This window comes from Halobacterium zhouii (assembly GCF_021249405.1).
Classification (GTDB): Archaea; Halobacteriota; Halobacteria; order Halobacteriales; family Halobacteriaceae; genus Halobacterium; species Halobacterium zhouii.
This window is the reverse complement of record NZ_CP089593.1, coordinates 551,431-576,694: the sequence shown is the minus strand read 5'-3', so window position 1 is coordinate 576,694 and position 25,264 is coordinate 551,431. Positions and strand designations below refer to the sequence as shown.

Sequence of the window (25,264 nt, the reverse complement as noted above, 5' to 3'; positions counted from 1 at the left end):
TACTCGAACTGCCCGAACGCTCCGCGGCGTCACCGCTCGAGGACCTGCTCGACGTCATCGTAGTCGGTCTCGCTGAAGCGCGTCGAGACGCGGATGCCGACGAGGCTGACGAACACGCCCAGCACGACGAACGACGCGAGGCGTTCCTCGGGCGTGAGCGCGAACCCGTGAACGGTGAGTGCGCCAACCTGTACCACCGGCACCGTCAAGGAGTCGACAAGCGCGGCGCGTTCGACGAAGTACGCGGAGAAACCCCGGACGACGAGCGCGACGGCGAGCACGCCGAACGGGAGGTTCAGGAACGACGTCCGGACCTCGTCGTGCTGGATGAGTTCGTCGAACAGGCGGCCCGTGCTCGCCGCGAGACCGCCGAGCGCCAGCCACGGAACGCTGTAGTAGACGAACGCCATCCCCGCCAGTAGTGGCGGGGTCGTCATCGGCAGTTCGGAGAGCCTGAGCGCGCCCGCGAACACGCCGACGAGCGCGAGGCCGACGGCGACAACGTACGTGACGATGGAGACCCGGCCGGAGTACAGCGCGTCCCGGACCTGCCCCGGGAGCGTCGCGAGATAGTCGTCGACGCTCAGCCCCTTGTAGAGCAAGAAGAGGCCGATGACCGTGGTTATCGACGCGGCGGCGACCGCGAGACTCCCGGTCAACATCATGAGCGCCGGGAACACGAGCAAGACGATGCCTATGGGGACGAGAACGGTCTGCCGGAGTTCCTCGTCCGCGAGGAACTGCTTCAGGAGGTAGTACGTCGATTCGAGGTCGCGGGCCTGCCGGACGACCACGCGGTCGACGGCGTCCACCTGGACGCGGCTTTCGACGATTGGAACGAGACGTTCGTCCTCCTCGCTGTCGACGACGACGATCGCGGAGTCCGGGTCGTACCGCTCCAGGAGGTCATCGACTTGCTCGGCGACGGAGCGGTCCGCGGTCACGTCGTCACCCACGCCGGAGACGGCAGCGACGACGGCGTCGTCGTCGTCGTCGCGGAGGTCGCGGGTGACGCGGAGCGCTTCGAGTAGCGTGTTGACACTGGAGTCCTCGGGGTCGGCGACGCCCATGTCGACGACGAGGGACTGCACGGCCTCCCAGCCGGCGACCGGCGTCTCGAGTCCCGTCTTTCGGGAGAGGTCACCGGTCCGGTCGACACAGACTACCAGTGTACGCATCAGTCGTCAACAGGGTCACGCCGCCGGAATAAAAACCCCGCGTTGAGGGTCGCGGATCGGCGCACAACCCTGAATGGGCGCGCGTCGTTCTGACGTCCTGGCACGGCGCTGTGACATCTCTAGCAGGCGCTGTGGCATCCTGGGTGCGTCGTCGTCACAGCAACCCCGCTGGACTGCGTTGGTACTCTCCAACCGGGAAATGAAGAATTCGCGTCGGTCGACTGCGTTCGGATCCGATTAGAGGTGGCCGGACTTCTGGAGTTTGCGAAGGTCCTCGGTGTCGAGGGTCTCGCCCTCCTTGAACCGCTCGTAGATCTCCTCGGCCTCCTCGCGGGCCTCCTCCTGCTCTTTCGCGCGCTCGTCCTTGCGCTCTTCTTCCTCCTGCTTGTCGAGTTCGCGGAGGCGCTTCTGGACGCGCACGAACGCCTCGTGGTGGGCGTCGGCGGCCTCCTGGGCCTCGACGAAGGCCTCGTGCATCTCGTCGGCCTCGTCGCGGATGTCGTCGGCCTCGCGGTAGGCCTCGATCATCTCGTTGTGGTGTTCCTGGGCCTTGTCCGCGAGCTCCGTCACCTTCTCGTGGTGCTCGGACGCTTCGGCGCGGACCTCCTCGGCTTCCTCGACGAGTTCCTCGAGGTTGCCAGAGTCCTCGAGGGTCTCCTTGCGTTCCTGGTACTCCTCGCGTTTCTCCTCGATCTTCTCGATGAGCTCGCGCTCGTCCTCGGTGGAGAGTACCTCGGTCTGCTGCTTGAACTCGAGTTGCTCGATCTCCTCTTTGAGCTGTTCGAGGTCCTTGCCCTCGTCCAGTTCGAGGTCGGACTTGCGGTCGTCGACCTCGTCGAAGAGCTCGTTTGCTTCCGCGTTCAGTTCGTTGCGTTTCTCCTTGTGCTCCTGGACGCGCTCGTTGAGCTCGTCGCGCTGCTCGCGGTGTTCCTGTGCGGCGTCGACCTTCTCTCGGGTCTCCGCGTTGAGCTCGTCGCGACTGGAGGCTCGCGAGGACGCGAGCTGGTTCAGCTCGTTCCGTCGGTCTCGGAACTGACCGGCGTTCTTGATGAGCTGCCCCTTGGATTTCTCCTGGAGTTCTTCGTCAGTAATGAGTTCGTCTGCGCTCGATACGTCGATATTTTGTTCTTCCTCAGCCATTGTTCAAACCTCTGTGCCATACCCGCCGGAGCGCCGCGCGCAGTGCCGTTGCTCGGGATGTAACACGGTCCTGTCGGGAGGAGAGCGTCCTGTCATTCTCTCTCGGGCTGTGCGCGGCGAACGCTCGCAGCGTTCTGGTGTCTGATAGTAAACAACCACGGCTTATAAAATTTGCGCTCGCCGGTCCGTGCAAACAGTTGCCAGACCCCGTGCTACGTGTGGTACAGCGTCTCGGGGAGTTCACGGCGGTACATAAACCCCCGGTCGGCGAGCGTGGGGCACAAGTGTCCCAGTGCGAAACGGGAGGGCATGGAAGAGGTCGTACGCGCACGCGGGCACGAGAACGTCACCGGCAGGCACGCGAGCACACTCGAGGTGACGACCGACGACTACCTGACGGCCGCAGGCGACTGCATTCTCGGCATCGAGGCCGACCGCACACCAGCGGCGTTCGACCGCGAATTCGTGTCTGCCTGTGCCGACGCGGACGCGATGATCACGCTCGTCCTCGAGGCCGACGGCCACACGGAAACAGTGACCGGCAGCGGCCACCCGGAGATCGAACTCACGAACGACCGCGGGTTCGTCGCACGCACCAGCACGTACGTCGACGACCGAACGGTACTTGTGGACGCGGACACGGCCGCTGGCGACGTCGACCGAAATCTGGTCAGCGCGCTCGCCGACGGCGCCGACCTCACCGCCACGCTGCGCGTGGAGTAACGGACCACCGCGGCGAGTCGTCGTTCGCGCGCGACGCGACCGCAGTCTTTTCGCCGGTCGCACCCCTGCGACGACCATGGACGACGAACCCGCCGAGAACATCTCCGGAGGCTACCTTGGCGGCGGCGAGTCCACCTCGTTCGAAACGGGGGCTGCCGCGACGCGCGCGGAGGCCGTCGTCGACCGCCTCGGGGAGCGGTACTGGCAGAAGACCTACGGCGGACAGGACGCCTTCGAGTGTCTCGTCCGCACCATTCTCAGCCAGAACACCAGCGACGTGGCGAGCCAGCCAGCCCACGACGCGCTCGTGGAGCGGTACGGCCAGGACGGACCCGCGGCGTCCGAAGGCGACAGCGTCGGCCTCGCCGCGTCGCTCGCCGACGCCCACCACGACGAACTCGCGGAGACCATCTCCTCGGCGGGCCTCTACAACCAGAAGGCAGAGACGCTGATACGCCTCGCGGGCCGGATCTGCGAGGAGTATGGGTGCGCCGACGGGTTCGACGAGTTCGTGCGGAGCGAGGACCCAGTGGAGGTCCGCGAGACGCTACTGGACATGAAGGGCGTCGGGCCGAAAACCGCCGACTGCGTGCTCCTGTTCGCCGGCGGGCAGTCGGGCGTCTTCCCCGTGGACACGCACGTCCACCGCATCACGCGGCGACTGGGGGTCGCGCCGCCGGACGCCGACCACGAGGACGTGCGCGAGGCCCTCGAGGCCGACGTCCCCGCGGAGAAGTGCGGGTTCGGTCACACGGCGACGATTCAGTTCGGGCGGGAGTTCTGCACTGCTCGGAGGCCCGCGTGCCTCGACGGCCCAGAAGCGTGCCCACTGTACGACCTGTGTGACCGCGTAGGCGTCGACGAACTCGACGAGTCGGTCGTCGACCCCGCGGACGCCGCAGACGCCGACCAGTGAGCGCACGCCTGCTCGCTAGGGGGAGATTGTCCGGTTGTCCCGGTAGTCGAAGGAGTCGTCGGCGGCCGGCCCCGCCGAGAGGAACGGCAGGTGGAGTTCCCACTCCGCGGTGACGGAGAACCGCGCGAATGGGTCCGAGAGAAATTCGCCGAGCGGCCCGACGCCCGCGAAGTGCAACTGCAGGTCGACGGTCACGACCCGCGTGTCGAGTGCCGTGCCGACGGCGTTGAATCCGAAGTCACCGGCGCTCCCGAGGTTCGTGAGCAGGTCGAGGTGGAGCCAGAACGTGATGTGGGGATTCTCATCGCCGATGTCGAAGCGGTGGCCATCAGCAAGGCCGGCCGAAGGACCGGCAGCGGCCACGCCGGCGAACGACGACAGCACCACGACTGCCGCGAGGACCACGCGGACTGTACGCGACGGCTTCACACCAGATAGTTACCGGACGACGGTATTAGAACTATCGCCGCTAGTAGTGGTGGGTGTTGGGTTGTTTGCCGAACTCGTCGAGGTTCAGTGGGAAGCGCTGACTGTAGTGAACGAGGTCGAACTTGAGAACGCCCAGAAAGCCCCGGCGCGCTCGGCGTCTGCAACTTGCTGCGCGCGTCGCTCACTCCGTTCGCTTCCGTGCTTACTTCGTTTCGACTGCCGAGCGCGCCGCCCCTTTCAGTCCTGGAAGACTCGCTGCGCTTGTCTTCCAACCGTCGCGGGCGCAAGCGCCCGCTCAGCCCCACCCTGCCGGTTGATCAACCGGTGGTGAGGTGGGACTGAAAGGGGCAGACGTCTCGACGAAGGTGGACGACGGTGAGCCGAACGGAGTGAGGCGAACGTCGAAAGACGCTCCGCGTCTTTCGGAATAAGCACCGGAACGAACGCAGTGAGTGAGGAGCGCAGCGAGTCCCCCGACTCGAGACGTCTGGGGCTTTCTGGGCGTTACAGGAAGCGACTCAGTTCACTCCAATCAGGGATTTCTGGCTGATCTCGTGGTCCCACGAAGGAACGTTCACAGGATCAGAGAACGCAGTCAGACGAACCGGAACGTCTCGAGGTTCTTCGGCGCGAACGTGCGCATGTTGAACTCGTGGTAGAGCGCACTGGAGAGGTCCTGCGTGGAGCGCTCGTCGCCGTGCACGCAGAGCACCTTCTCGGGCCGGGGGTTCATCGTGCGGACGAAGTCCTCTAACCCCTGGCGGTCGGCGTGCCCGGAGAAGCCGTCGACGGTCTCCGTGTCCATCTTCAGCGTGAGGCGTTCGTTGCGCCCGTTGCCGCGACTGTCCGGCATCGGAATCTCGTCCCAGCCGGACTGGATGCGGCGACCGAGCGTCCCCTGTGCCTGGTAACCGACGAACGTCATCGTGGAGTCCGGGTCGGGGCCGAGGTGTTCGAGCCAGGACATGATGGGGCCGCCGGTCACCATCCCGGACGTCGAGAGGATGATACACTGCTCGCCGTCGGCGACCTCCTTGCGCTCGTCCTCGCCGCCGTCGATGTGGTTGAACTGGTCGGCGAGGAATGGGTTCTCGTCCTCGTGGAAGATGCGGTCTTTGAGGTCGTCCCGGAGGTACTCGGGGTAGGTGGTGTGGATGGCAGTCGCCTCCCAGATCATGCCGTCGAGGTGGACCGGCATCTCGGGGATGTCGCCGTTGCGCATCGCCTCCTCGATGACCAGCATCATCTCCTGGGAGCGGCCGACGGCGAACGCCGGGATGAGTATCTTCCCGCCGTCCTCGTACGTCTCGTTGATGACCTCCTTGAGTGTCTCCTCGGAGTCCTCCTGGTCGGTCTGGTAGTCGTTCCGGCCGCCGTACGTGGATTCGAGGACGAGCGTCTCGACGCGCGGGAAGTCGTTGACCGCGCCGTTGAATAGCCGCGTGTCCTCGTAGTGGATGTCGCCGGAGAACGCGACGTTGTAGAGGCCGTCGCCGATGTGGAAGTGAGACACCGCGCTTCCGAGGATGTGGCCGGCGTTGTGGAACGTGAGTTTGACGTCGGGCGCGATGTCCGTGACGTCGCCGTACTCCAGGGGGATGGTGTGCTTGATGGCTTCGCGCACCATCTCGGAGTCGTAGGGTGGCGTCCGGCCTTCCTTGGCCGCGACGTCGAGGTAGTCGAGCGTGAGCAGCCCCATCAGGTCGCGGGTCGGTTCGGTCGTGTAGATGGGGCCGTCGTAGCCGTACTTGAACAGGAGCGGGATGAGCGCGGAGTGGTCGAGGTGCGCGTGCGTGAGCACGACCGCGTCGATGGTCGCTGCGCCCGCGCCGAGGGCTTCCTGGACCTGGAGGTACGGCACGTCGTCGCTCCCGGGCTTGTCGCCGGAGTCGATGAGGATGCGCGTCTCGGGCGTGGAGAGGATGAAACTCGCGCGCCCGACCTCCCGGCAGCAGCCTAGTGTGGTGATGCGCACGTACTCGTCGTCGGACATCTCCTCGCGGTGGATCTGGCGGCCGACCTTCTCCAGGATGTCGCGGCGGTCGTCGCGCTCCTGTTTCAGGAAGTTCCGCACGTTCGACACCGTCGAGGACTCGATGGGCGGCGTACGAACGACCTCGGGCGTCCACCCCGCTTCGGTCGTGATCTCCCGGAGCGTGGAGCCGTGTCGCCCGATGACCAGGCCTGGTTTCTGGGCCTCGATGACGACCTCACCGGTGTCCTCGTGGAAGTCGAGGTCGGTGACGCCCGCGTCGTCGGGGATGACGTCCATGATCTGTTCGCGGGCGCGCTCGGGAGTGGAGAGCACGTCGGGGTCCGGGCGAACGGTGATTCGCTTCCGGAGTTTGCTCGCCAGGCTCCGAATGAGGTCGCCGTCTTCGGCGAACTGCTTGGGGTCGCGCGTGTACACGACGAGTTCCGGACCTTCGTATTTGACTTCGGTGACCGAGATGTCCGGCGGAATCTCGTCGACGATTTTGTCCTGTAATTCCTCGAGTTGCTGGTCTACAGTGCTCATAATCGGGAAACATGCTCTCGTGCAGGGTCGCTTCCCGAATCACTGGTGACGGCGCTCGGCTGCCGACGCGGGTCGGTGAACGAGCGTTCCGAGAAGCGCGGGGAGCAGACCGAGAGTGTCGTCATACCAGTGAGGGAAAGCGGGACTCCCGACCGAGTCCGGTCGGGCCACGGGGAAACTGCACGAGAACCCGCTTACCCGGGGTTAGACGGGCAGGGTTATAAAAGCCTTCGCAAAGTTTGGAGTGCCAGACCTCACCATGGAGCTGACACCGACCGCTGTGGAGCGAGAACACGCCTGGGTTCGCGAGCGCGCCGACGTCGTGGTTCCGATACTGAACGACGTCCGGCAGTCCCTCGGGGAGGCCTTCGACGCGGACGTCCCGGACGTCACTCGCGAAGAGTACCGTGGGGCGGTGGACGCGGTGTTCGCGGACGGCGACCGCGCGGTCAACGCCGCGGCGCTGGTCGCCATCCTCCGGAACCTCGACGTACAGAACGACTACCCGGGGTTCGTCGTTGACGAACTGCTCGGGCGCGAACTCGCCGGGATCATCGCAGGTGAACAGCCGCTGCGCCTGCTCGCGGAGTCGACGTTCCACTACGCTGACGTGGTGACGGACGGCGCGGCGGACGCGCGAGACGTCAGTGACGAACCCGCGGGCGTCGACGACCTCGACGCGGCGCTCGCAGCGGGCTTCCAGACCCGGCTCCCGGGCTGGTCGTGGACCGAGGGCGACAGTCCGTTCTCGGTCCCGCAGGAGTGACACGGGACAGAGCTTTCCGGCCGGCGTCCACGATGCAGGCATGGAGAAAGTCGAGATAGACGACGTGCGAAACGAACCGAATCCGCTCGGCGTTCACGGCGTTCGACGACCGATTTCCGACGCACTCGGGACGGACGACGTATCGATGGCGTTCTACGAACTCGCGCCGGGCGAGCAGTTCTCCGGCGGCCTCCACGCACACCACGACCAGGAGGAGGTGTTCTACGTGCTCGCTGGAACGGCCACGTTCGACGTCGGGACCGAGCGCGAGTCGGTGACGGTCGAGGAGGGACAACTGATCCGCTTCCCGCCGGGTCAGTTCCAGAGTGGGCGAAACGAGACGGACGACCCAGTGCGCGCACTGGCCATCGGCGCGCCGGGCGCTCGCCACAACTGGGCGGACCTCGAATCACTGATTCCATGCCCGGAGTGCGGCGAGGTGACGAGCCACGGCGTCCGGGAGCCCACCGACGACGGACGGATGCCGGTGTACTGCAACGAGTGCGGGAACGAACTGGTCTGAGCGGCCGGCACCCACCAGGGAGGTCACTGCTACGGGACAGTCTTCCCGCCGGAGAGCACCGCTGCTCGGCAGCGGACTGTCGAAGAATGGAGGCGTGGGTGGATTCCGTCGACGAAAGGGGTTCCGTGGACGGACTACGTCTCGACGTGTACGTCGTCCTCGGATGCGTCGGGTGCTTCCGGAGGTTCTTCGGACGCGTCGGGTGTTTCGGAGGGTTCGGGAGGGTCTTCGGATGCGTCGGGTACCTCGGGAGGCTCTTCGGTTGCGTCGGGCGCTTCCGGGGGTTCTTCGGACGCGTCGAGCTCGCGTTCGAGTTCGTGCTCGATGCGTTGTTCGCGCTTTTTCAGGCCTTTCCGCTCGCGGCCGCGCTTCGTGTCACCCATACTGTGCCCCATGCTCTCACACCACTTAACTCGTGCGGCGGTAGCAGTATCGACCACTAGTCGATAGATGGGGAGGTGCGCGAAGGGTCAACGGTCCTCGCGGGGACGCGAACGAATCGTAAGTCGCTAAGTGGCCGCGTGTGAACCCTGCGTCGTGCCGACGACACGGGCGGACCTCCACGTGAAGGTGCTCGACGAGGCGGTCGTCGAGCGAGCGAAGGCCGCGGGCGTCGACGTACTCGTCTACGCGCCACACTTCACGCGACTGCCGGACGTGCGCGAGCGCGCCGACCGGTTCTCCGACGACGAGTTGCTCGTGGTGCCGGGCCGCGAAGTGTTCACGGGGTCGTACCGCGACCGCAGGCACCTCCTCGCAATCGGACTCGAAGACCCCGTTCCAGACTTCGTGACGCTTTCGGGCGCGCTGTCGGCGTTCGACGAGCAGGACGCGGCGGTGCTAGCCCCGCATCCGACGTTCCTGAACGTGAGCCTGAGCGCCGGCGACCTGAGCCGCTACCGCGAACAGATCGACGCCGTGGAGACGTACAACCCGAAACTCCTCTCGCATCACTGCAAGCGAGCGCGGAGCATCGCGAACGCCCACGACATCCCGGCGTTCGCGTCGACGTACGCCCACCTGCCCCGGACGATCGGCGAGGTGTGGACGGAGTTCGACACAGACATCGAGAGTGAGGCCGACCTCGTCGCCGCGCTCCGGGACGGCGTCGAACGGCGCACGTACCACCACCACGGCGTGCGCCACCGGACACGGAGCTTCACGGAGAAACTCCACCTCGCCTACGAGAACTCCTGGGAGAAGGTCGACCGACTGTTCCTCTCGGGCACCGAACCGACGCACCCGCGCCACATCGCGTACGACGGCCGGTTCGACGACGTCTCTGTCTACTGAGCCAGTGTGGCAGTAGCACCGACTCGATACGGCGGCAGTCACCGACTCGATACGGCGACAGCCACCGACTCGGTACGGCGGCAGTCACCGACTCGATACGGCGACAGCCACCGACTCGGTACGGCGGCAGTCACCGGCCACAGGCGTGAACGGCAGTAACGTACAACCGTCCAGCAGCCGTGACATCGGTATGGGAAACGCCGGCGAGAACACCTACGAGTGCAACGACTGCGGGAATCGGATGAAGGCCGAACACCAGCCGGAGGTCTGTCCGAAGTGCGGCGGTGACATGATCGACATCAGCGTCTCCCGGGAGTAAACTCGGTCCGAAGAGCGAGTCACCACGGGCGGGGCAGTCGGGCGAGCGCGTTCGCGACGTCACTGGGAACCACATCCAGGCTGGGAACCACATCCGGAGCGACGTGGAGGGCCGCCGCGACGAGCGCGAGTTCGAGTGCGGTGACGACGACGGTCACGACGCTCGCGTACTTCGAGACGGTGGCGACGCCGACCGGGAGGCCGTACTCGGTCTTCGAGAACGGGTAGAACAACGCGACGCCGCGCTTGCTCCCGAGGGCGTCGAGCACGTAGTGCGTGGCGACCCCGATCCAGACGTACCGGAGGTTCGCGAAGACGTACGGGAACGCGTAGAGGAGCGCGAGCACTGGGAGGTTGTGCAGCGTCTTCCGGTGGCGCCCGAGGCTCGTGTCGACGTCCGGGAGCAGCGCGCCGAGCACCACGGGGACCGCGACCGCGGCGATGGTCTGGAGGGTCGCCACCCCGCCTGCGGGATACCAGACGTACCCCAGGCCGATGGCGAGTAGAACACCGTTGAGGACGTGGTCTCGCTTGTTCATCGTGCTGCGGGGATCACTCGCGCACCGCCTCGAGTTCCGCAGCCAGGTCGTGGAGCGCGCGTCTCGCGATCTGCTCTTTCACGTCGGCTCTGTCACCCTCGAACTCGTAGCGCTCGACAGTCGCGTAAGAGGACTGCGAGCCCCAGTCGCCGCGGTACGCGACGCCGACGAAGACCGTCCCGACCGGCGTCTCCTCGGTGCCGCCACTCGGTCCCGCGACGCCGGTCGTGGAGACTCCCCACGTCGTGCCGGCACTGTCCCGGGCGGCCTGAGCCATCTGGCGCGCGACGGGTTCGCTGACCGCGCCGTGTTCGTCGAGCGCCTCCCGGGTGATGCCGCTGTCGAGTTTCGCGTCGTAGGAGTACGTGACGGTGGCGCGGTCGAAGTACTCACTCGACCCCGGCACGTCCGTGAGCAGCGACCCGACGAGACCGCCCGTGCAGGACTCCGCCACGGCGACGGTGTGCCCGGCGTCACGGAGGGCGTCCCCGAGTGTCTCCTCGACCGGGGGGTCGTCGGCGTGGTCGCGCATACGCCCACTAACGTCTAGTCGTGCTTCAATTTGGCGCCAGCGTCCGACGTTCGTCTTGCGTTTTCACTGTATTCAGGTGCCGAGTTGTACGCCAAGTGATGAGTTCAGATGCCGCCGACGCTGCTGTTTTTGCCCAGAGACGGCCGGGCCTGGCCCGCATTCGACCGACGGATTGACCCACGTGGAACGCCGATGCCGGCGCATGGACGAACTCGAGGTCGAGGCGGTCGACTCCCTCGACCCCGGCGTCGGGGCGGGGACCGCGGAGTACGTGCTGTACGGCGGGAAGGGCGGCGTGGGGAAGACGACGATGGCGGCGGCGACGGCGCTCGCCAGCGCGAACGCTGGCACGTCGACGCTCGTCGTGTCGACGGACCCCGCGCACTCGCTGTCGGACACACTCGGCGCCGAAATTCCGTCACGGCCGGCGCAGATTCGGGAGGACGCGCCGCTGTGGGCGGTCGAGATCGACCCCGACGACGCGCTCTCGCAGGCCGGGATGTTCGGCCAGGAGGGCGGGTTCGCCGGCGGTCTGGACGCGCTGCTCGGGGGCGCGGCGGGCGACAGCGCCGACGACGCCGCGATGATGCCCGGCGCGGATGAGGCCGCGGCGATGCAACTCCTCCTCGAGTACCTGGACGACGAGCGCTTCGACCGCGTGGTCGTCGACACCGCGCCGACCGGGCACACGCTCCGACTGCTCGAACTCCCGGAGGTCCTCGACTCCATGGTCGGGCGCCTCGTGCAGATGCGCGAGCGCTTCGGCGGGATGCTCGACGGCGTGAAGGGGATGTTCGGCGGAGGCGGCGACGGCGCCGAGGACGACGGCTTCGGCGACCTCGACGCCGTGAAAGAGCGCGTCGAGCGACTCCGTGGCGTGCTCACGGACCCGGCGCGGACCGACTTCCGCGTCGTGATGGTGCCAGAGGAGATGAGCGTCGTGGAGTCCGAGCGTCTCGTCTCCCGACTCGACGAGTTCGGCGTGCCGGTCGGCACCGTCGTCGTGAACCGCGTGATGGAGCCACTCGCGGACGTCACCGACGTGCCGACCGAGGCGTTCGTCGCGCCCGACCCCGAGCACTGCGACTTTTGCTCGCGACGCTGGGCGGTCCAGCAGGGCGCGCTCGCGGACGCCCAGGACCTGTTCCGCGGCCACGACGTGAAACGCGTGCCGCTGCTCGCGGAGGAAGTCAGAGGCGAGCGCTCGCTTCGCGTCGTCGCGTCCTGCCTGGACTGAGACGCCGTCATCTCCTGGGACAGTTCACACATTCTACCAGAATCGTTGCTGGTAGGGACAGCATTATACAAACAATCCGTTTGGGAACAACCTGCATGTTATCGGGAATACCGCTGGTATTGTTGCTGCTGGCGGCAATCGCGTTCATCATCGTCGCCACCGCAAAACTGGATTTACACGCGTTTCTCACCCTGCTCGTCGCGGCGTACGGAACCGCGCTCGTCGCGGGAGTCGCGCCAAGCGAGGCGGCGGCACTCGTCACGAACGGATTCGGCAGTGTGCTCGGCTACATCGGTATCGTAATTCTCGCCGGGACCATCATCGGCACCGCGCTCGAACGGTCGGGCGCAGCCATCGTCATCGCCGAGTCGATTCTCGACGTCGTCGGCGAGGAACACACGACCACGGTGATGGCCATCACGGGAAGTTTCGTGAGCATTCCCGTGTTCTGTGACTCGGGATTCGTCATCCTATCGGGGCTCAACCGAACGCTCGCCGATCGGTCGTCGCTCTCACTCGCCACGGTCGGCGTCGCGCTCGCCGGCGGGCTCTACGTCACGCACGTGTTCGTCCCACCGACGCCCGGCCCCATCGCTGCAGCGGGCATCATCGGCGCGGACATCGGCCTCGTCATGCTCGCGGGAATCGTTGTGAGCGCTCCCATCGTGTTCGTCGCCGCGGTGTGGGCCGACCGGGTCGCCTCCCGGTTCCACATCGACCCCGACCCGGAGATGACGGTCGAGGAGATCGAAGACGAGTACGGCACGCTTCCGTCGCCTGCCGCCTCGTTCGCACCGCTAGTGGTCCCCATCGTGCTCATCGCGCTCGGGAGTGTCGCCGCGTACCCCGAGGCGGCAAATCCGGAACTGATCACGGGCACGCTCCAGAACTGGCTGCTGTTCTTCGGTGACCCCGCAGTCGCGCTCATCATTGGCGCCTTCGTCTCCTTCGCCGCCGTCCCCGAGTTCACCGACGAGGTCACCGACGAGTGGGTGAGCGAAGGTATCACGAACGCCGCCGTCATCCTCGCCGTGACCGGTGCCGGCGGCGCGTTCGGCAACGTGCTGGGCGCGCTCCCGCTTCAGGACTTCGTCACCAGCACGTTCGGTGGCCTGGGCATCGGCCTGCTCGCCGCGTTCGTCATCGCGGCCGCGATGAAGACCGCACTCGGCTCCTCGACCGTTGCCATCCTGACGACGGCGAGCCTCGTCGCACCGCTGCTCGAACCGCTCGGTCTCGCCTCGCAGTGGGGCCGGGTGTTCGCGGTGCTCGCCATCGGCGCGGGGAGCATGACAGTGAGCCACGCAAACGACTCCTACTTCTGGATCATCACCGAGTTCACCGACATGGAGGCGGCGACAGCCTACCAGGCGTGGACGCTGGCGACGCTCGCGCTCGGCGTCACGAGCATCGTCTGGATCGTCGTCCTCAGAGGCCTGGTCGGCCTGGTCCTGTAACGACCCAGGGGCGGTCTAGGACCGCTCCGCGACGACCAGCACTCGGAGGTCGTTGACGTTCGTTCCTGTCGTCCCCGTTCGAACGAGCGCGCCTCGCTCGTCGAGATACCGGGCGACGTCGTTGTTCGCGAGCGCCGTGCGAACAGCGTCGGCGCCGCCATCGGGGACCGTGTCGGCGTCGACAACGGCGCCCGCCGCGTCGGTCGCGCCGTCGATGCCGTCGGTGTCTACGGACGCCAGCACGACGCCGGCCGCGTCGAGTTCCGCCGCGGCGCTCGTGGCGAACTCCTGGTTCGGGCCGCCGGCGGACTCGGTTCGCTCGTCCGCCGAACCGTCAGTCGCGTCGCTCCCGACGCCGCCGTCCCCGGAGAGCGTCACGGTGGTCTCGCCGCCCGAGAGGACGACCGCCGGCGGCTCGACGGGGTCGGCGCTCGTGACAATCTCCTCGGCGACGGCGACGTGAGTCTTGGCCGCCTCGCAGGCCTCGCCCCGCACGCTCGCCGAGAGAACCATCGCATCGTAGCCGCGCTCGGCGGCTGCGTCGCGGGCCGCGTCGAGCGCTGTCCGCGCGTTCGCCAGCACGTGGTTGGTCACGCGGTCGAACGTTTCGTCCCCCACGCCCGGCGTCTCGGAGACGTCGCCGTCGGCGCCGCGCCTGAGCCGGTCGCGGACACGCTCGGGCGCGTCTGCGTCGTAGGCGTCGAGCACCGATAGCGCCGATTCGAACGTCGAGTCGTCGGGGGCCGTCGGGCCGCTGGCGATCACGCCGAGGTCGTCGCCGACCACGTCGCTGAGCACCAGTCCGACGACCGCCCCGGGGGCGGCCGCGGCCGCCAGCTGTCCGCCCTTCAGTGCGGAGAGGTGCTTCCGCACGGCGTTCATCTCGTTGATGGGAGCACCGCTCGCGAGCAGCGAGTCGGTCGTCGCCTGGAGGTCCTCGAGTGTCACGTCGCCCGCCGGCGCGGGCAGAAGAGCGCTTCCGCCGCCGGTGAGGACGGCCAGCACCAGGGTTCGCTCGTCCGCGGATTCGGCAAGGTCGAGAATACTGCGCGCGCCGTCGACACCTCGCTCGCTCGGAACCGGATGGTCGCCCGGCAGCACCTCGACTCGGTCCGTCTCCGCGAAGTCGTCGGTGACGACAGCGCCGCCGTCGAGGGAGTCGCCGAGGATGGATTCGAGCGCGGCGGCCACGTGACCAGCGGCGTTCCCGCCGCCCGCGACGACCACCTCGTCGTACTCGCCGAGGTCGTACTCGGCGTCCAGCACCCGGAGCGTTTCCCCCGAGCGACGGACCGACTCTCGGACGACCGCGCGCGGATGGGCGGCCCGGATGCCCGCCTCGAGGCACGCGAGTGCGGTCTCCCGGCCGTCGCCGCCAGCCAGCTCGTCCCGATTCCGTATCATCGGTTTGGTTGGGACGCGGTTCCACGCGGACAAGTGGATTCCGGTTGGCGCACCGACCCGGACTCGACCACCGGCGCCCCGCTCTCGGTCGTCGAAGCCGCTGCTACTCGGCTTCCCGCTCCACCACCGGAACTCGGCTTCCCGACCCGTCCGGTCAGTCCCTCGACTGCACTCGCGACGCGAGGGACATCCCGAGACTGTACAGCCGGTCCAGCACGCTCGCCGGGAGGAAACGAGCGAGCACGCCGATTTTCCCGGCTCGACCGACGGGGTAGCGCGCCTTCGGGTTCGAGCTCACGGTGGCCTCCACGATGGTGTCCGCGACGTCCTCGGCCGACACCGCGCCGACGCCGTTGACCGCGCTCGCGTCCGCGAAGAACTCGTAGAGCCGGTCGTAGGCGCCGCTTCCCTCCAGCGGGTCGAGTTCCGACTCCGCGCGGTCCGAGAACTGCGTCTCCACGGGCCCGGGTTCGACGAGCGCGACGTCCACGCCGAAGGAGTCGACCTCCGCACGGAGCGCGTCGCTCATCCCCTCGAGCGCGAACTTCGAGGCGTTGTACGCGCCCATCCCGGGTGTGGCGACGCGACCGGAGACGCTCGAGACGTTCACGATGGTTCCGTCGCCGGCCTCCCGCATGTGCGGGAGCGCCGCCCGAATGAGGCGGTGAGGACCGTAGACGTTCACGTCGAACTGGTCGTGGACGCGCCGCGTCGGCACGTCCTCGAGCGGGCCGAGTTGCGCGTACCCGGCGTTGTTCACGAGCGCGTCGAGGCGGCCGTGGCGCTCCACGACGTCATCGACGACGTTCACGCACTGTGCGGGTTTCGTCACGTCGAGTTCGGCGGTCTCACAGCCCGCGTTCGCGAGCGCGGCGACGTCGTCGGTGTCGCGTGCGGTCGCGACGACGGTCCACTCCTCCTCGAGCAGTGCTCGGGCGGTCGCGTCACCGATGCCCGACGAACAACCAGTGACGAGCGCGACGTTCTCCATGCCGGCACGTCACCGCCCTGGTAGTTAACGCTTCACCTCCCCGCCGGCGGCTACGCCTTCAGTTCGTCGGCGTACGCGTCGGCGAGTCTGGTCGGTTCGGGAAGCTTGTACCCCGAACAGGTCGCCTCGACGACGTCGACCGCCGTTTCGGCGCTCAGGCGGTGGCCGGGGCTCACGAACAGTGGGTTGACGTGGCGCGTCTCGGGATTCGGGTACTGGCGGCTCTGGTAAGCGTAGCCGACGACGGTGCCGTCGGGGGCGTCCATCGAATCGTCGGCCTCGATGGCGACGCGAGCGCCCGCCGCGAGCGGGTCGTCGAGTGACGCGCGGGGTGTGCCACACAGGAGGTTCTTCGCCACGCCGACCGCCGGAACGTCGAACAGGACGCCGACGTGCGTGGCGAGGCCGGCCTGCCGGAAGTGGATGCGCCCGCTGCCGTCGACGACCAGCACGTCGGGGTCGACGGAGAGGGATTCGAGTGCGTCCACGATGGCGCTTCCCTCCCGAAAGGAGAGCAGGCCCGGAATGTAGGGAATCTCCAGGGGCGCGTGCCCCGCCGCGCGGTCCACCACGACGCCGTCGCGGATGGCGACGACGGCGCTCACCGCCTCGTCGTCCGTGAACGCCTGGTCGACGCCGACGACGACCGGTGTGTCCGTTGCGCTGCTCGCATCGAGTTCCGTCTGACCGACTTCATGCTCGGTCGGTGTTCCAGAGAGCGCGACGTCCGCGGAATCGAAGTCAACGTCGTCCTCGAACTCGGCGTCCGCCGCGATGTCGCGCTGGAGTACCTCCATCTCCTCGCGCGAGCGACCGGGGTCCGGAAGGTACTCCGGGTGGACGACGTTCACCCCGGACCACCCGCGGTGACGGCGGTCATCTCAGAAGCGCCCGCGACCCGGGCCGCCCCGGCCACCACCGCCGCCCCCGAACTGGAGCTGGCGGGGCGTGCGGCCGCGGCCCTCGACGTGCTTGCCGTACGCCAGCCCGATCAGCAGGCCGACGAGGTGGGCCGCGTTCGCCACGTTCGCGCCCGCGATGCTCGGCCCGACGATGCCGATGACGCTCACCACCGCGTAGAGACCGGTGAGCACCCAGATTGGCACGGGCAGGATGAAGTAGAGGTAGACGCGCAGTCCCGGGTTGAGCACGGTGAGCACGCCCATGATGGCGAGACCGGCGCCGCTCGCGCCGACCACGCCCGCAGGGGTGCTCTGAAGCAACCCGACGAGTATCTGGCTCAGGCCCGCAAGCGCGCCCGACGCCAGGAACAGCACTGAGAACTCCCTGGAGCCGACGTAGTCCTCGACCAGACGGCCGAAGAAGAATATCACGATGCTGTTCACGAAGATGTGCGAGAACCCGGCGTGCGCGAAGATGGACGTGAACCACGTCCAGACGTACTCCGGGTGCGTGGTCGTCAGCACGAAGATGCTCTCGTAGAGCGCGACGTCCGCCTGTGAGTCGATGGTGCTCTGGAAGATGAGTTGCGCGACGAACGTCAACCACATCAGCGCGAGGAACACGTACGTCATGTTCCCGCGGAAGTAGCCGAACAGGCCGCCCGTGCTCGCGTCCGGCGTCACGCGACTCACGACGCTTCCCTCGGCCTGCTGCTGTTGCTTGCCGCCGCTATCGTCGAACCCGCTGTCGAAGACGCCGTTCGGGTCGTCCCACTCGTCCAGCCCCGGACAGTTGTGGTTCTCCGGGAGTCGGTGGTCCGAACAGTAGGTGCCGCCACAAAGCCGACACCGGTACGGCATCGGCTCCTGTTCGCCACACCGGTCACACGTCGCCATTACCGGGCGTTAGGGAGGGGCGGCGAAAGCGTTTGGGGTCGCAGTAGAGCGTCGTCGGGCGAACGGGCAGGCAGGAGACCGAGCGCAGAATCCCGACAGCGCCACAACGCACACCGGAACCATCCGGAAACAGCCACGGTGTTTTTGGCCGCTCCGGTGGTACCAGCGGATATGCAAGAGTACGAGCGCAAGCAACTCCTCGAACGGGTCGACCGGGAGTCCGCGACGGTGGGGGCGTCGATTCCCGACGAGATCGACCTGCAGGGCGAGCGCTTCGAACTCGGGGCGTTCGTCTTCGAGGTGAAAAAGCGCGACACCATCCCGGCGGACACGCGCGAGGAGGTCGACGAAGTGAAGACGCTGCTGCGCCGCGAGCGCATCGAGCGCCGGGAGACCCTGGAAGAGGGGGATATCTCCCGGGAGGAGGGAGAGCGCGTCGTGGAGGTGCTGGTGGGCATCGACCGCGCGCTGAACGCGCTCGAATCCATGGGCGCGACCGACCTCGAGGCCGAAGCGGAGGCCAACGAGCGCGCCGACAAGAAGCGCTGGTACTCGTTCCTCAAGCAGGCACTCGGCAACGACGACAACGAGGGGATTCGGCGATGACTCGGCGCGCCGCACCCGCACAGCGAGGTGACCGGCGGTGAGCCAGAACGCCGAAATCGCGGCGGTGCTCGAGGAGTACGCCGACCTGCTGGAGGCCCAGGACGTCGAGTACAAGCCGAACGCGTACCGCCGCGCGGCGGACAGCATCAGGGACCACCCGACCGCCATCGAGGACCTCGCGGCGGAGGGCGAGGACGCGGTCCGGGACGTCAGCGGCGTCGGCGAGGCGATCGCGTCGAAGGTCGTGGAGTACGTCGAGACCGGCGAAATCGAGGAACTGGAAGACGAACGCGATAAACTCCCCGTGGAGATGGCACAACTCACGGCGGTGGAGGGTGTCGGGCCGAAGACCGTCGGGAAACTGTACGACGCACTCGGCATCCAGACGCTCGACGACCTGGAGGCGGCCGCCGAAGCAGGGGAGATTCAGGAAGTCTCGGGGTTCGGCGAGAAAACCGAGCAGAACATCCTCGACCACATCGAGTTCGCGCGGGAGGCCCAGGAGCGCGAACTGCTCGGGGACGCGGTGCCGGTCGCTGCGGGGATTCTCGAGTTCGTCCGGTCGCACGACGCAGTCGAACAGGCGAAGACAGCGGGGTCGCTGCGGCGGTGGCGGGACACCATCGGCGACGTGGACGTGCTCGTGGCGACCGAATCCGGGGAGGCGGTCGGCGAGGCGCTCACGGAGTGGGAGCGCGTCGAGGAGACCCTCGACCTCGGGCCGACGAAGACGAGCGTGCGCGCCGGCGGTCTGCGGATCGACCTGCGGGCGGTGGTGCCCGAGGAGTTCGGGGCGGCGCTCCAGTACTTCACGGGGGGCAAGGCGCACAACATCACGCTCCGGAACCACGCCATCGCGCAGGGGAAGAAGGTCAACGAATACGGCGTGTTCGACGTCAGCAGCGAGGCGCTACGCGCCTCGGGCAGTCGGACGGAGTCCGACGACGACGTCGAGGACCCGGAGTCGGGTCAGCGCGTCGGCGACTTGCTCGCCCGCGAGACGGAGGAAGCGATGTACGAGGCCCTCGGCCTCCCGTGGATGGCTCCGGAGTTGCGCGAGGACCGGGGTGAAATCGAGGCCGCGAAGAACGGGACGCTCCCCGACCTGCTCGAGATTGGGGACGTGCGCGGGGACCTCCACACGCACACTGAGTGGTCGGACGGCGCGAACACGATAGCGGAACTCGTCGCGGGCGCCGCCGAGTTCGGCCACGACTACGTCAGTATCTCCGACCACGCGGAGGGACCGGGCGTGTTCGGCGACTCCGGGCTCTCGGAGGCGGAGCTCCGGGAGCAGGCCGAGGAGGTCGAGCAAGTGCGCGAGGACGCCGACATCACTGTCTTCCACGGCACGGAAGCGAACATCGACGCCGAGGGGAACGTCGGCGACGTGAGCGACGACGTGCTCGCGGACCTCGACGTCGTCGTGGCGAGTCCGCACAGCGGCCTCGGCGACGACGGCGGCGACCAGACCGAGCGCCTGATTCGTGCCGTCGAACACCCGCACGTGGACGTCCTCGGTCACCCGTCGGGGCGCCTCATCAACAACCGGCCCGCGATGGAGTTCGACGCCGCCGAACTCGGCGCGGCGGCCGCCGAGGCCGGCACCGCACTGGAGGTGAACGCGAACCCCCACCGTCTCGACCTCTGGGGGAGCATGGTGAAAGCCGCAATCGAGGCGGGCGCGACCATCTGCATCGACACCGACGCCCACTCCCCGGACGAATTCTCGAACGTCGAGTACGGGGTGCACACCGCCCGTCGCGGGTGGGCCGAGGCCGCAGACGTGCTGAACACCCGGGACGCTGAGGGCGTCCGCGCGTTCCTGCACTGATGCCATGGGCCGGCACCAGGGCGTGACTCCACGATGAGGTTTCTCCTCGACGCGATGCTCGGCGATCTCGCGAGAATCCTGCGGATGTGCGGCCACGACGCCGCGTACTGCCTCGACCGGGACGTCGAAGCGGACGACGACGTCCGGGCGCTCGCGCTCGACGAGGGCCGCGTGCTACTGACGCGCGACGAACAGTTAGCGGCACGCACGCCGGACAGCATTCTCGTGCGCTCGAAGGACACCGACGAACAGTTGCGCGAACTCCGGGACGCTGGGGTGTCCCTCGAACTGGCTGCCGGCGAGCGGTGTGGCGCGTGCAACGGGCGTCTCGAACGGGTGGCGAGCGACGCCCCGCGACCGGAGTACGTCCCCGACGACGTCAGTCCCGTGTGGCGGTGTCGCGACTGCGGACAGTGGTTCTGGCAGGGGTCACACTGGGACGACGTGAGAACGAGACTCCGGTTCTGAAACGCTGCAGCGGGGAGGGAGTGCCAGATTCAGTTGTTCGGCTCCCACCACTCGCAGGCCTCCATATCGTCCATGTCCTCGTCGTAGAGGCCACAATAGGGCTGCATGCCGTCGCCGGTCTCGGCGTAGTCGAAGTGCGTGCAGTTCCCGCAGTACTCGTCCGGGCCGACAGCGGCGTCGTCGTCGACCATCTCCTCGTCGAGTGGGGACGTGATGTCCTGGCTGGTCGCGCCGCCGTCGGAGACGGACGCGGACGCCGGGCCGGGCGACGGGTCGGGCTGTGCAGTGTTCGCGCGCGTCTGTTGCTCGGGGTCCTCGACGCCGCCGAACACGCCGACGCCACCGAAGCTACCGGAGGTGAGCGCTTCGCGCGCGCTCTCGACGTTGCCCGCGGGTACCTCGACGGTGTGTGTCTCGCCGTCCTTCGTCACGGTGAGCGTCACCGTTCCGCCGGGGTCGTTGCGCGTCTTGAACGTCGCCACGGCGGTGAACAGACACCAGAACGTCGTGATGATGCCCGCGAAGTAGACGACGACGAACGCCAGCGTTTCCGTCGACGGGACGCTCGTCGCGCCCGCGTACCAGTTCTCGGGGTACGCGGCGCGGAACAACATCACGCCGAGCACCGCCAGTCCGGAGCCGACGGCCGCGGCGGCGCGCTGCAGTTGGTTCGCCGGGAGCACCGAGAAGATGCCGACGAACACCGCTGGGATGCCCAGGCCCGCGAGGATGCCCGCGATCTCCCGGCTCTCGTAGGGCCCGAAGCCGTTCGTGATGAGCAGTCCAGTCGCGCCCGCGAGAATACCCCCCACCACGAGGAGCGCGCCAGCAGCGAACAGGCCGGTGCCGAGGTAGACGCGGCGCTGGCTCGCCTCCCCCGCGCGGCGGTCGTAGGTTTCCCCGAGGCTCGTCATGCGGGCTGATTGTCACCCCGGGGTAAAAACACTGCGTCAGACACTGCAGAATTTGGTTCAGGAGTAATCGGTTTGTTTGCTAGCGGAAACAGTCAGAAAGTCCTGGCAGCTACGAACAACACTCACTCCGTGACCACCCAGAAAGCCCCGGCGCGCTCGCGTCCGCTCGCTTGTTGCGCTCCTCACCTCCGGCTGCGGTGCTTACAGCGCGAGCGAACACGTAAACGCGAGCCCGCCGCCCCTTTCAGTCCCTCAGCAGACCGGCTGATCAACCGGCCATTGGGAGGACTGTAAGGGGCGGTCGTCTCGACGAAGGCAGGCGACGTAAGCACCGCAGCGACCACCGGAGCGAGGAGCACAGCGAGCATCCTGAGTCGAGGCGACCGGGGCTTTCTGGGTGTCCACGGAACCAGTACGAGCGGTTGCAGAAAGGACGTTCGGGGGGTCAGCGAACCCGAGTAACTCGTCTACGCACAGTCCAGTACGCTTCGAAAGGTTGAATCGGTGGCCCCGCAAACCACCGCGTATGGCTGACGAGAACGGCGAGGAGGAAGACGATGCGCCCGCCGTCGAGCTCGGTGAGGGGTCGTCCGTCGAGGGCGCGCCGCTCGCTCGCGTGGCGTCCCGGCTGACGTGGGGGCTCCAGAAGAGCGAGATAGCGCGCAAGGAAGGCGAGACGGAGATTCGAACGCCCGACGGCCCGCAAACCCTCGTGACGCTCCTCGAGGACGTCGACGTGCCGTACTTCGAGTCCCGCCAGGAGTTCGAGTCCGAGGTCCGGGAGGCGATTGGCTCCGGGCCGGTGCCGACGAACGAGTAGTTCCGTTCAGCGGCCCGGAACGGGGATAGTCCGAGGCGAGACGGGGATAGTCTCGCGACGTGACCAACATTTTTGCGCGAGAACGACGCACGTTCAGTCGAGATGCTACCGTTCGACCCCGCCGAGATCGACCCCGAGGAGTACGGCGAGGAACAGGCCACACTGCGGATGGACCACGAGGAGGCCGTCGAGCACGTCCGGGAGGCGTTCACGGACGCGGGCTTCGGCGTTCCCGTGGAGTTCTCCCCGTCGGAGTTGCTGAACGAGAAGGTCGACGCGGACCGCGACCCGTACTACGTGCTCGGTGCGTGCAACCCGGGGATGGCGGACCGCGCGCTCGACGCGAGCGACGGGCGCATCGGCGCGCTGTTCCCGTGTAACGTCGTCGTCTGGGAGGAGGAACCGGGAACGCAGGTGGTGTACCACGTCTCCATCATGCGCATCGCGCGACTGGTGGGGATGGCGCCCGACGACGAGGAGTGGGACGACATCGTCACGGAGACCGGTGAGTTCGTCGAGGAGGCGTTCGAGAACTTAGAATCCGAGGAGTGACTGGGGCGCCTGCCCGACGCTGACCGCGATGTAGAGGATGGTGAACAGCGTGGCGTTGTAGAGGCCGTGCGTGAGCGCGGGTGCGACGATGTTTTCGGTCTTCTCGTAGACGTACCCGAAGATGAGACTCGGCACGAACAGCACGCCGATGGTCGCGGCGACTGCGGCGAGGCCGCCCGAGAGCGCGAGGATGTGCGCCGGCGCGAACGTCAGACTGGCGAGCACGATGGCGGCGGGCGCGCTGAAGCGCTCGCGGAGCGACCCCTGGATGATGCCGCGGAACAGGAGTTCCTCGCCGGGGCCGACGAGCACCAACTGGAGCACGATGAGCACCGGGATGATGCCCGGGTTCTGGAGCGCGGTGGTGGCCGCGGAGTTCGACGCCGTCTCCGTGGACGTGAGCGTGAGCAGGATGCTGATGAGGTAGACCGCGGCGAACGCGCCGACGTAGCCCGCTCCGACCCACTTCAGGTCGCCGAGACCGGGGACCGAGGCGGGGACGAACGACCACGTGCGGTCGCTCCACCCGACGTACGCCCACGCCGTCAACGGGAAGCCGATGCCCTGGAGCGAGACGAGCGAGATGCCGAGGAGCGCGACACCACCGATATCCCCGATAGCGGTTCCGGTCGCGTACGCGTAGGCGAAGGTGAGCAGCACGGAGACGAGGATGCCGACGACGAAGCCGAGAATCGCGATGGCGAAGGCAACGCCGACGGTTTTCGCCTTCGACCCGCCAGTTTCCGAATCCATACCACACTGTTCGACGCCGCCGGCGAAAAAGACAGGGGCTACGAGTCGTCGTCTTCGACGCGCTGTCTGAGGTCCTCGACCTCGTCTTCGAGTTCCTCGACCCGGTCGTTTCGGGACTCCGAGGACGTAGACGTGGCCCATCGAACGCCGAGGACGACGAGAACGAGCGGGACGAACAGGAACAACCCGAGGAGGAAGATGACTGCCAGTTCCATGCCGCCGGGGAGGGCGCCGAATGCTGGGGGAACGGTCACACGCCGAGGATGGAAGGGGGTGGTTGTAAACCTAGGTGAACGACGAGAGGTCGGACTGCACTCCGGCGACCATCGTGGATTTCCGGCGGAGCGCCCCCGTCGAGACGGGGAGGTGGTCGGCCACCTCGCTCACCGCGCCGTGGAAGGTCTCAGCCTCGCCGGGTTCGCTGTCGAAGGCGTTGCGCACGCTCTCACGGACCTGCCAGACGCCGACGGGCGCCCAGTAGTCGTCCGACACTTCGCGTAGCACCAGACACTTCGCCTGGCGTCCGATGTCCTCCAGGTGTTCGAGCGCGCCGAGACGGGAGGCGTAGTACGCGCCCGCAGTCTCGTCGACGTATCCCGACCTTCCCTCGAAGCCCTCGTAGGCCGACCCCATCCAGATGTCGCCGTGGGGGTCGGGGTTCCAGATGCTGCCCGGGGCCTTCATCTCCACGAGTTCGAACTCCCAGTTGCCGGGCGCGAGCACGACCCAGTAGCGGTTCCCCATGTACTCGTTGACGTGGACGGTGACGCGGTTCACGCTCGGGTTGTCCCGGATGCTTCCGCGGAGGTACTGGCCGACGGTGTCGTCGACGGCGGTGATAGACCACCGCGTGGGCACGAGTCGGCGGCCCTCGGATTGGCCGAGTGCGCCGACCGAAAGGACGCGGTTGATGTCGTAGACGTCGAGGCCGCGCCGGTAGAGATACGTCATCGCGCCCTGGGCGGCCCAGTCGTCGTCCTCCAGGGTCTTCTCGACGTAACGCGGGACGTGTGGGTTCTCCGCGAGGTCCGCGGATTCGGCGCTCGCGTTCGGCCCGGAGGGCGCGTTCGCCGCCGGGTTGGTGTACTGCTCCCGGTCGAACTCCGGGGTATCGGAAAGCCCGATCTCCACGTCCACTGGGCGGTCAGCGATGGCGACCTCCCGCTGGACGCCGACGAAGCCGTCCCAGACGTCCTCGACGTTCACGCTCGCGGCGCGCCGGGAGTTCAGCAGGCCGGTCCGGTACTGGAGGACGTTGTCGATGCCGAGACCCTGCTGGTACCACTCGCCGGACGTCGCGAACTCCTCGGGGTCGGCGTCGCCAGCGACCGGCGAGAGGATGCCCGCGGAGACGTTCGGGTACGACGACCGCCCGACGAATACGGAGGGGGCGGTCGTACCGTACAGCGTGTCACCCTGGACGGCGGACTCGACGCCTGCCTCGACGTCGTCGATGTAGTCCAGAATCTCGTAGGACTTCTCGTCGGCGAGGCGCCGCCGCTCGGCGTCCTCGTCCGGTCGCAGTCCCTCGATGTAATCGTCGAGGCGCACGCA

The 25,264-nt window shown here is 67.3% G+C and carries 28 protein-coding genes; 13 read left to right on the top strand and 15 right to left on the bottom strand.

Annotated features, from left to right (window positions below):
• Positions 1–29: 29 nt before the first annotated feature.
• Both LT970_RS02885 and LT970_RS02880 read right to left on the bottom strand, forming a co-directional pair.
• Entirely contained in the window at positions 30–1,178 is a 1,149-nt protein-coding gene (locus tag LT970_RS02885; protein ID WP_232687468.1) for a DUF373 family protein, read from the bottom strand.
• A 237-nt stretch (positions 1,179–1,415) separates the two neighbouring features.
• On the bottom strand, positions 1,416–2,318 hold the full coding sequence (locus LT970_RS02880) for a coiled-coil protein (RefSeq protein ID WP_232687467.1): 903 nt from the start codon (positions 2,316–2,318) through the stop codon (positions 1,416–1,418).
• 309 nt (positions 2,319–2,627) lie between these two features.
• Here LT970_RS02880 and LT970_RS02875 point away from each other — a divergent pair, with 309 nt between their 5' ends.
• Both LT970_RS02875 and LT970_RS02870 read left to right on the top strand, forming a co-directional pair.
• The gene (locus tag LT970_RS02875; protein ID WP_232687466.1) at positions 2,628–3,041 is read left to right on the top strand and encodes a DUF371 domain-containing protein; all 414 of its coding nucleotides are present in this window, start codon (positions 2,628–2,630) and stop codon (positions 3,039–3,041) included.
• A 76-nt stretch (positions 3,042–3,117) separates the two neighbouring features.
• A complete protein-coding gene (locus LT970_RS02870; protein WP_232687465.1) occupies positions 3,118–3,957 on the top strand; it encodes an endonuclease III domain-containing protein in 840 nt (279 codons plus the stop codon).
• Positions 3,958–3,972: 15 nt separating this feature from the next.
• Here the strand turns inward: LT970_RS02870 and LT970_RS02865 are convergent, their stop codons facing one another.
• Together LT970_RS02865 and LT970_RS02860 are read right to left on the bottom strand one after the other, a co-directional pair.
• Positions 3,973–4,386, bottom strand: coding sequence for a DUF7332 family protein (locus tag LT970_RS02865; protein ID WP_232687464.1), 414 nt, complete (start codon positions 4,384–4,386; stop codon positions 3,973–3,975).
• A 595-nt stretch (positions 4,387–4,981) separates the two neighbouring features.
• Complete coding sequence (locus LT970_RS02860; protein WP_232687463.1) at positions 4,982–6,904, bottom strand: beta-CASP ribonuclease aCPSF1; 1,923 nt, start codon at positions 6,902–6,904, stop codon at positions 4,982–4,984.
• Positions 6,905–7,163: 259 nt separating this feature from the next.
• Here LT970_RS02860 and LT970_RS02855 point away from each other — a divergent pair, with 259 nt between their 5' ends.
• Both LT970_RS02855 and LT970_RS02850 read left to right on the top strand, forming a co-directional pair.
• A complete protein-coding gene (locus LT970_RS02855) occupies positions 7,164–7,670 on the top strand; it encodes a DUF7984 family protein (protein ID WP_232687462.1) in 507 nt (168 codons plus the stop codon).
• A 40-nt stretch (positions 7,671–7,710) separates the two neighbouring features.
• Positions 7,711–8,193, top strand: a complete 483-nt coding sequence (locus tag LT970_RS02850) for a cupin domain-containing protein (RefSeq protein WP_232687461.1) — start codon at positions 7,711–7,713, stop codon at positions 8,191–8,193.
• Positions 8,194–8,327: 134 nt separating this feature from the next.
• On the opposite strand, the gene LT970_RS02845 is transcribed toward LT970_RS02850, so the two are convergent.
• Positions 8,328–8,576: a hypothetical protein gene (locus LT970_RS02845; RefSeq protein WP_232687460.1), complete on the bottom strand. Its 249-nt coding sequence runs from the start codon at positions 8,574–8,576 to the stop codon at positions 8,328–8,330.
• 154 nt (positions 8,577–8,730) lie between these two features.
• Between LT970_RS02845 and LT970_RS02840 the strand changes: the two genes are divergently transcribed.
• Both LT970_RS02840 and LT970_RS02835 read left to right on the top strand, forming a co-directional pair.
• Positions 8,731–9,486, top strand: a complete 756-nt coding sequence (locus tag LT970_RS02840) for a PHP-associated domain-containing protein (RefSeq protein ID WP_232687459.1) — start codon at positions 8,731–8,733, stop codon at positions 9,484–9,486.
• 190 nt (positions 9,487–9,676) lie between these two features.
• A complete protein-coding gene (locus tag LT970_RS02835; protein ID WP_232687458.1) occupies positions 9,677–9,805 on the top strand; it encodes a rubrerythrin-like domain-containing protein in 129 nt (42 codons plus the stop codon).
• A gap of 19 nt (positions 9,806–9,824) precedes the next feature.
• Here LT970_RS02835 and LT970_RS02830 read toward each other — a convergent pair whose 3' ends face one another.
• Positions 9,825–10,343 (bottom strand): metal-dependent hydrolase, encoded by a 519-nt coding sequence (locus LT970_RS02830; RefSeq protein ID WP_232687457.1) that lies wholly within the window; start codon positions 10,341–10,343, stop codon positions 9,825–9,827.
• Positions 10,344–10,356: 13 nt separating this feature from the next.
• The gene (locus LT970_RS02825) at positions 10,357–10,875 is read right to left on the bottom strand and encodes a CinA family protein (RefSeq protein ID WP_232687456.1); all 519 of its coding nucleotides are present in this window, start codon (positions 10,873–10,875) and stop codon (positions 10,357–10,359) included.
• Between the two features lie 202 nt (positions 10,876–11,077).
• Here LT970_RS02825 and LT970_RS02820 point away from each other — a divergent pair, with 202 nt between their 5' ends.
• Both LT970_RS02820 and LT970_RS02815 read left to right on the top strand, forming a co-directional pair.
• Entirely contained in the window at positions 11,078–12,112 is a 1,035-nt protein-coding gene (locus LT970_RS02820) for an ArsA family ATPase (RefSeq protein WP_232687455.1), read from the top strand.
• A gap of 95 nt (positions 12,113–12,207) precedes the next feature.
• Entirely contained in the window at positions 12,208–13,569 is a 1,362-nt protein-coding gene (locus LT970_RS02815; protein WP_232687454.1) for a GntP family permease, read from the top strand.
• A gap of 15 nt (positions 13,570–13,584) precedes the next feature.
• On the opposite strand, the gene LT970_RS02810 is transcribed toward LT970_RS02815, so the two are convergent.
• From LT970_RS02810 to LT970_RS02795, 4 genes are all read right to left on the bottom strand, one after another.
• On the bottom strand, positions 13,585–14,973 hold the full coding sequence (locus LT970_RS02810) for a glycerate kinase type-2 family protein (protein ID WP_232687453.1): 1,389 nt from the start codon (positions 14,971–14,973) through the stop codon (positions 13,585–13,587).
• Positions 14,974–15,127: 154 nt separating this feature from the next.
• Positions 15,128–15,964, bottom strand: a complete 837-nt coding sequence (locus LT970_RS02805) for an SDR family oxidoreductase (protein ID WP_232687452.1) — start codon at positions 15,962–15,964, stop codon at positions 15,128–15,130.
• 50 nt (positions 15,965–16,014) lie between these two features.
• On the bottom strand, positions 16,015–16,815 hold the full coding sequence (locus tag LT970_RS02800) for an endonuclease V (RefSeq protein ID WP_232687451.1): 801 nt from the start codon (positions 16,813–16,815) through the stop codon (positions 16,015–16,017).
• A gap of 30 nt (positions 16,816–16,845) precedes the next feature.
• Positions 16,846–17,763, bottom strand: a complete 918-nt coding sequence (locus LT970_RS02795) for a rhomboid family intramembrane serine protease (RefSeq protein ID WP_232687450.1) — start codon at positions 17,761–17,763, stop codon at positions 16,846–16,848.
• Between the two features lie 171 nt (positions 17,764–17,934).
• Here LT970_RS02795 and LT970_RS02790 point away from each other — a divergent pair, with 171 nt between their 5' ends.
• From LT970_RS02790 to LT970_RS02780, 3 genes are read left to right on the top strand one after another with little or no spacing between them, the layout of a single operon-like run.
• The gene (locus tag LT970_RS02790; protein WP_232687449.1) at positions 17,935–18,369 is read left to right on the top strand and encodes a DUF5788 family protein; all 435 of its coding nucleotides are present in this window, start codon (positions 17,935–17,937) and stop codon (positions 18,367–18,369) included.
• A gap of 37 nt (positions 18,370–18,406) precedes the next feature.
• Entirely contained in the window at positions 18,407–20,203 is a 1,797-nt protein-coding gene (gene polX / locus LT970_RS02785; RefSeq protein WP_232687448.1) for a DNA polymerase/3'-5' exonuclease PolX, read from the top strand.
• Positions 20,204–20,236: 33 nt separating this feature from the next.
• A complete protein-coding gene (locus tag LT970_RS02780) occupies positions 20,237–20,671 on the top strand; it encodes a Mut7-C RNAse domain-containing protein (RefSeq protein WP_232687447.1) in 435 nt (144 codons plus the stop codon).
• A 29-nt stretch (positions 20,672–20,700) separates the two neighbouring features.
• On the opposite strand, the gene LT970_RS02775 is transcribed toward LT970_RS02780, so the two are convergent.
• Positions 20,701–21,585 carry a cell division protein CdpA domain-containing protein gene (locus LT970_RS02775; protein ID WP_232687446.1) on the bottom strand — a complete coding sequence of 295 codons (885 nt, stop codon included), beginning with the start codon at positions 21,583–21,585 and terminating at the stop codon, positions 20,701–20,703.
• Between the two features lie 526 nt (positions 21,586–22,111).
• Between LT970_RS02775 and LT970_RS02770 the strand changes: the two genes are divergently transcribed.
• Positions 22,112–22,405 carry a DUF5789 family protein gene (locus LT970_RS02770; RefSeq protein ID WP_232687445.1) on the top strand — a complete coding sequence of 98 codons (294 nt, stop codon included), beginning with the start codon at positions 22,112–22,114 and terminating at the stop codon, positions 22,403–22,405.
• Positions 22,406–22,507: 102 nt separating this feature from the next.
• Complete coding sequence (locus tag LT970_RS02765; protein WP_232687444.1) at positions 22,508–22,957, top strand: DUF302 domain-containing protein; 450 nt, start codon at positions 22,508–22,510, stop codon at positions 22,955–22,957.
• Here LT970_RS02765 and LT970_RS02760 read toward each other — a convergent pair.
• Genes LT970_RS02760 through nreA form a run of 3 tightly spaced genes read right to left on the bottom strand, consistent with a single transcriptional unit; the run spans position 22,940 to position 25,261 of the window.
• A complete protein-coding gene (locus LT970_RS02760; protein ID WP_232687443.1) occupies positions 22,940–23,710 on the bottom strand; it encodes a CPBP family intramembrane glutamic endopeptidase in 771 nt (256 codons plus the stop codon). The genes LT970_RS02765 and LT970_RS02760 overlap by 18 nt on opposite strands.
• 38 nt (positions 23,711–23,748) lie before the next feature.
• On the bottom strand, positions 23,749–23,964 hold the full coding sequence (locus LT970_RS02755) for a hypothetical protein (RefSeq protein WP_232687442.1): 216 nt from the start codon (positions 23,962–23,964) through the stop codon (positions 23,749–23,751).
• Between the two features lie 31 nt (positions 23,965–23,995).
• Entirely contained in the window at positions 23,996–25,261 is a 1,266-nt protein-coding gene (gene nreA, locus LT970_RS02750; protein WP_232687441.1) for a DNA repair protein NreA, read from the bottom strand.
• Between the last annotated feature and the right edge of the window lie 3 nt (positions 25,262–25,264).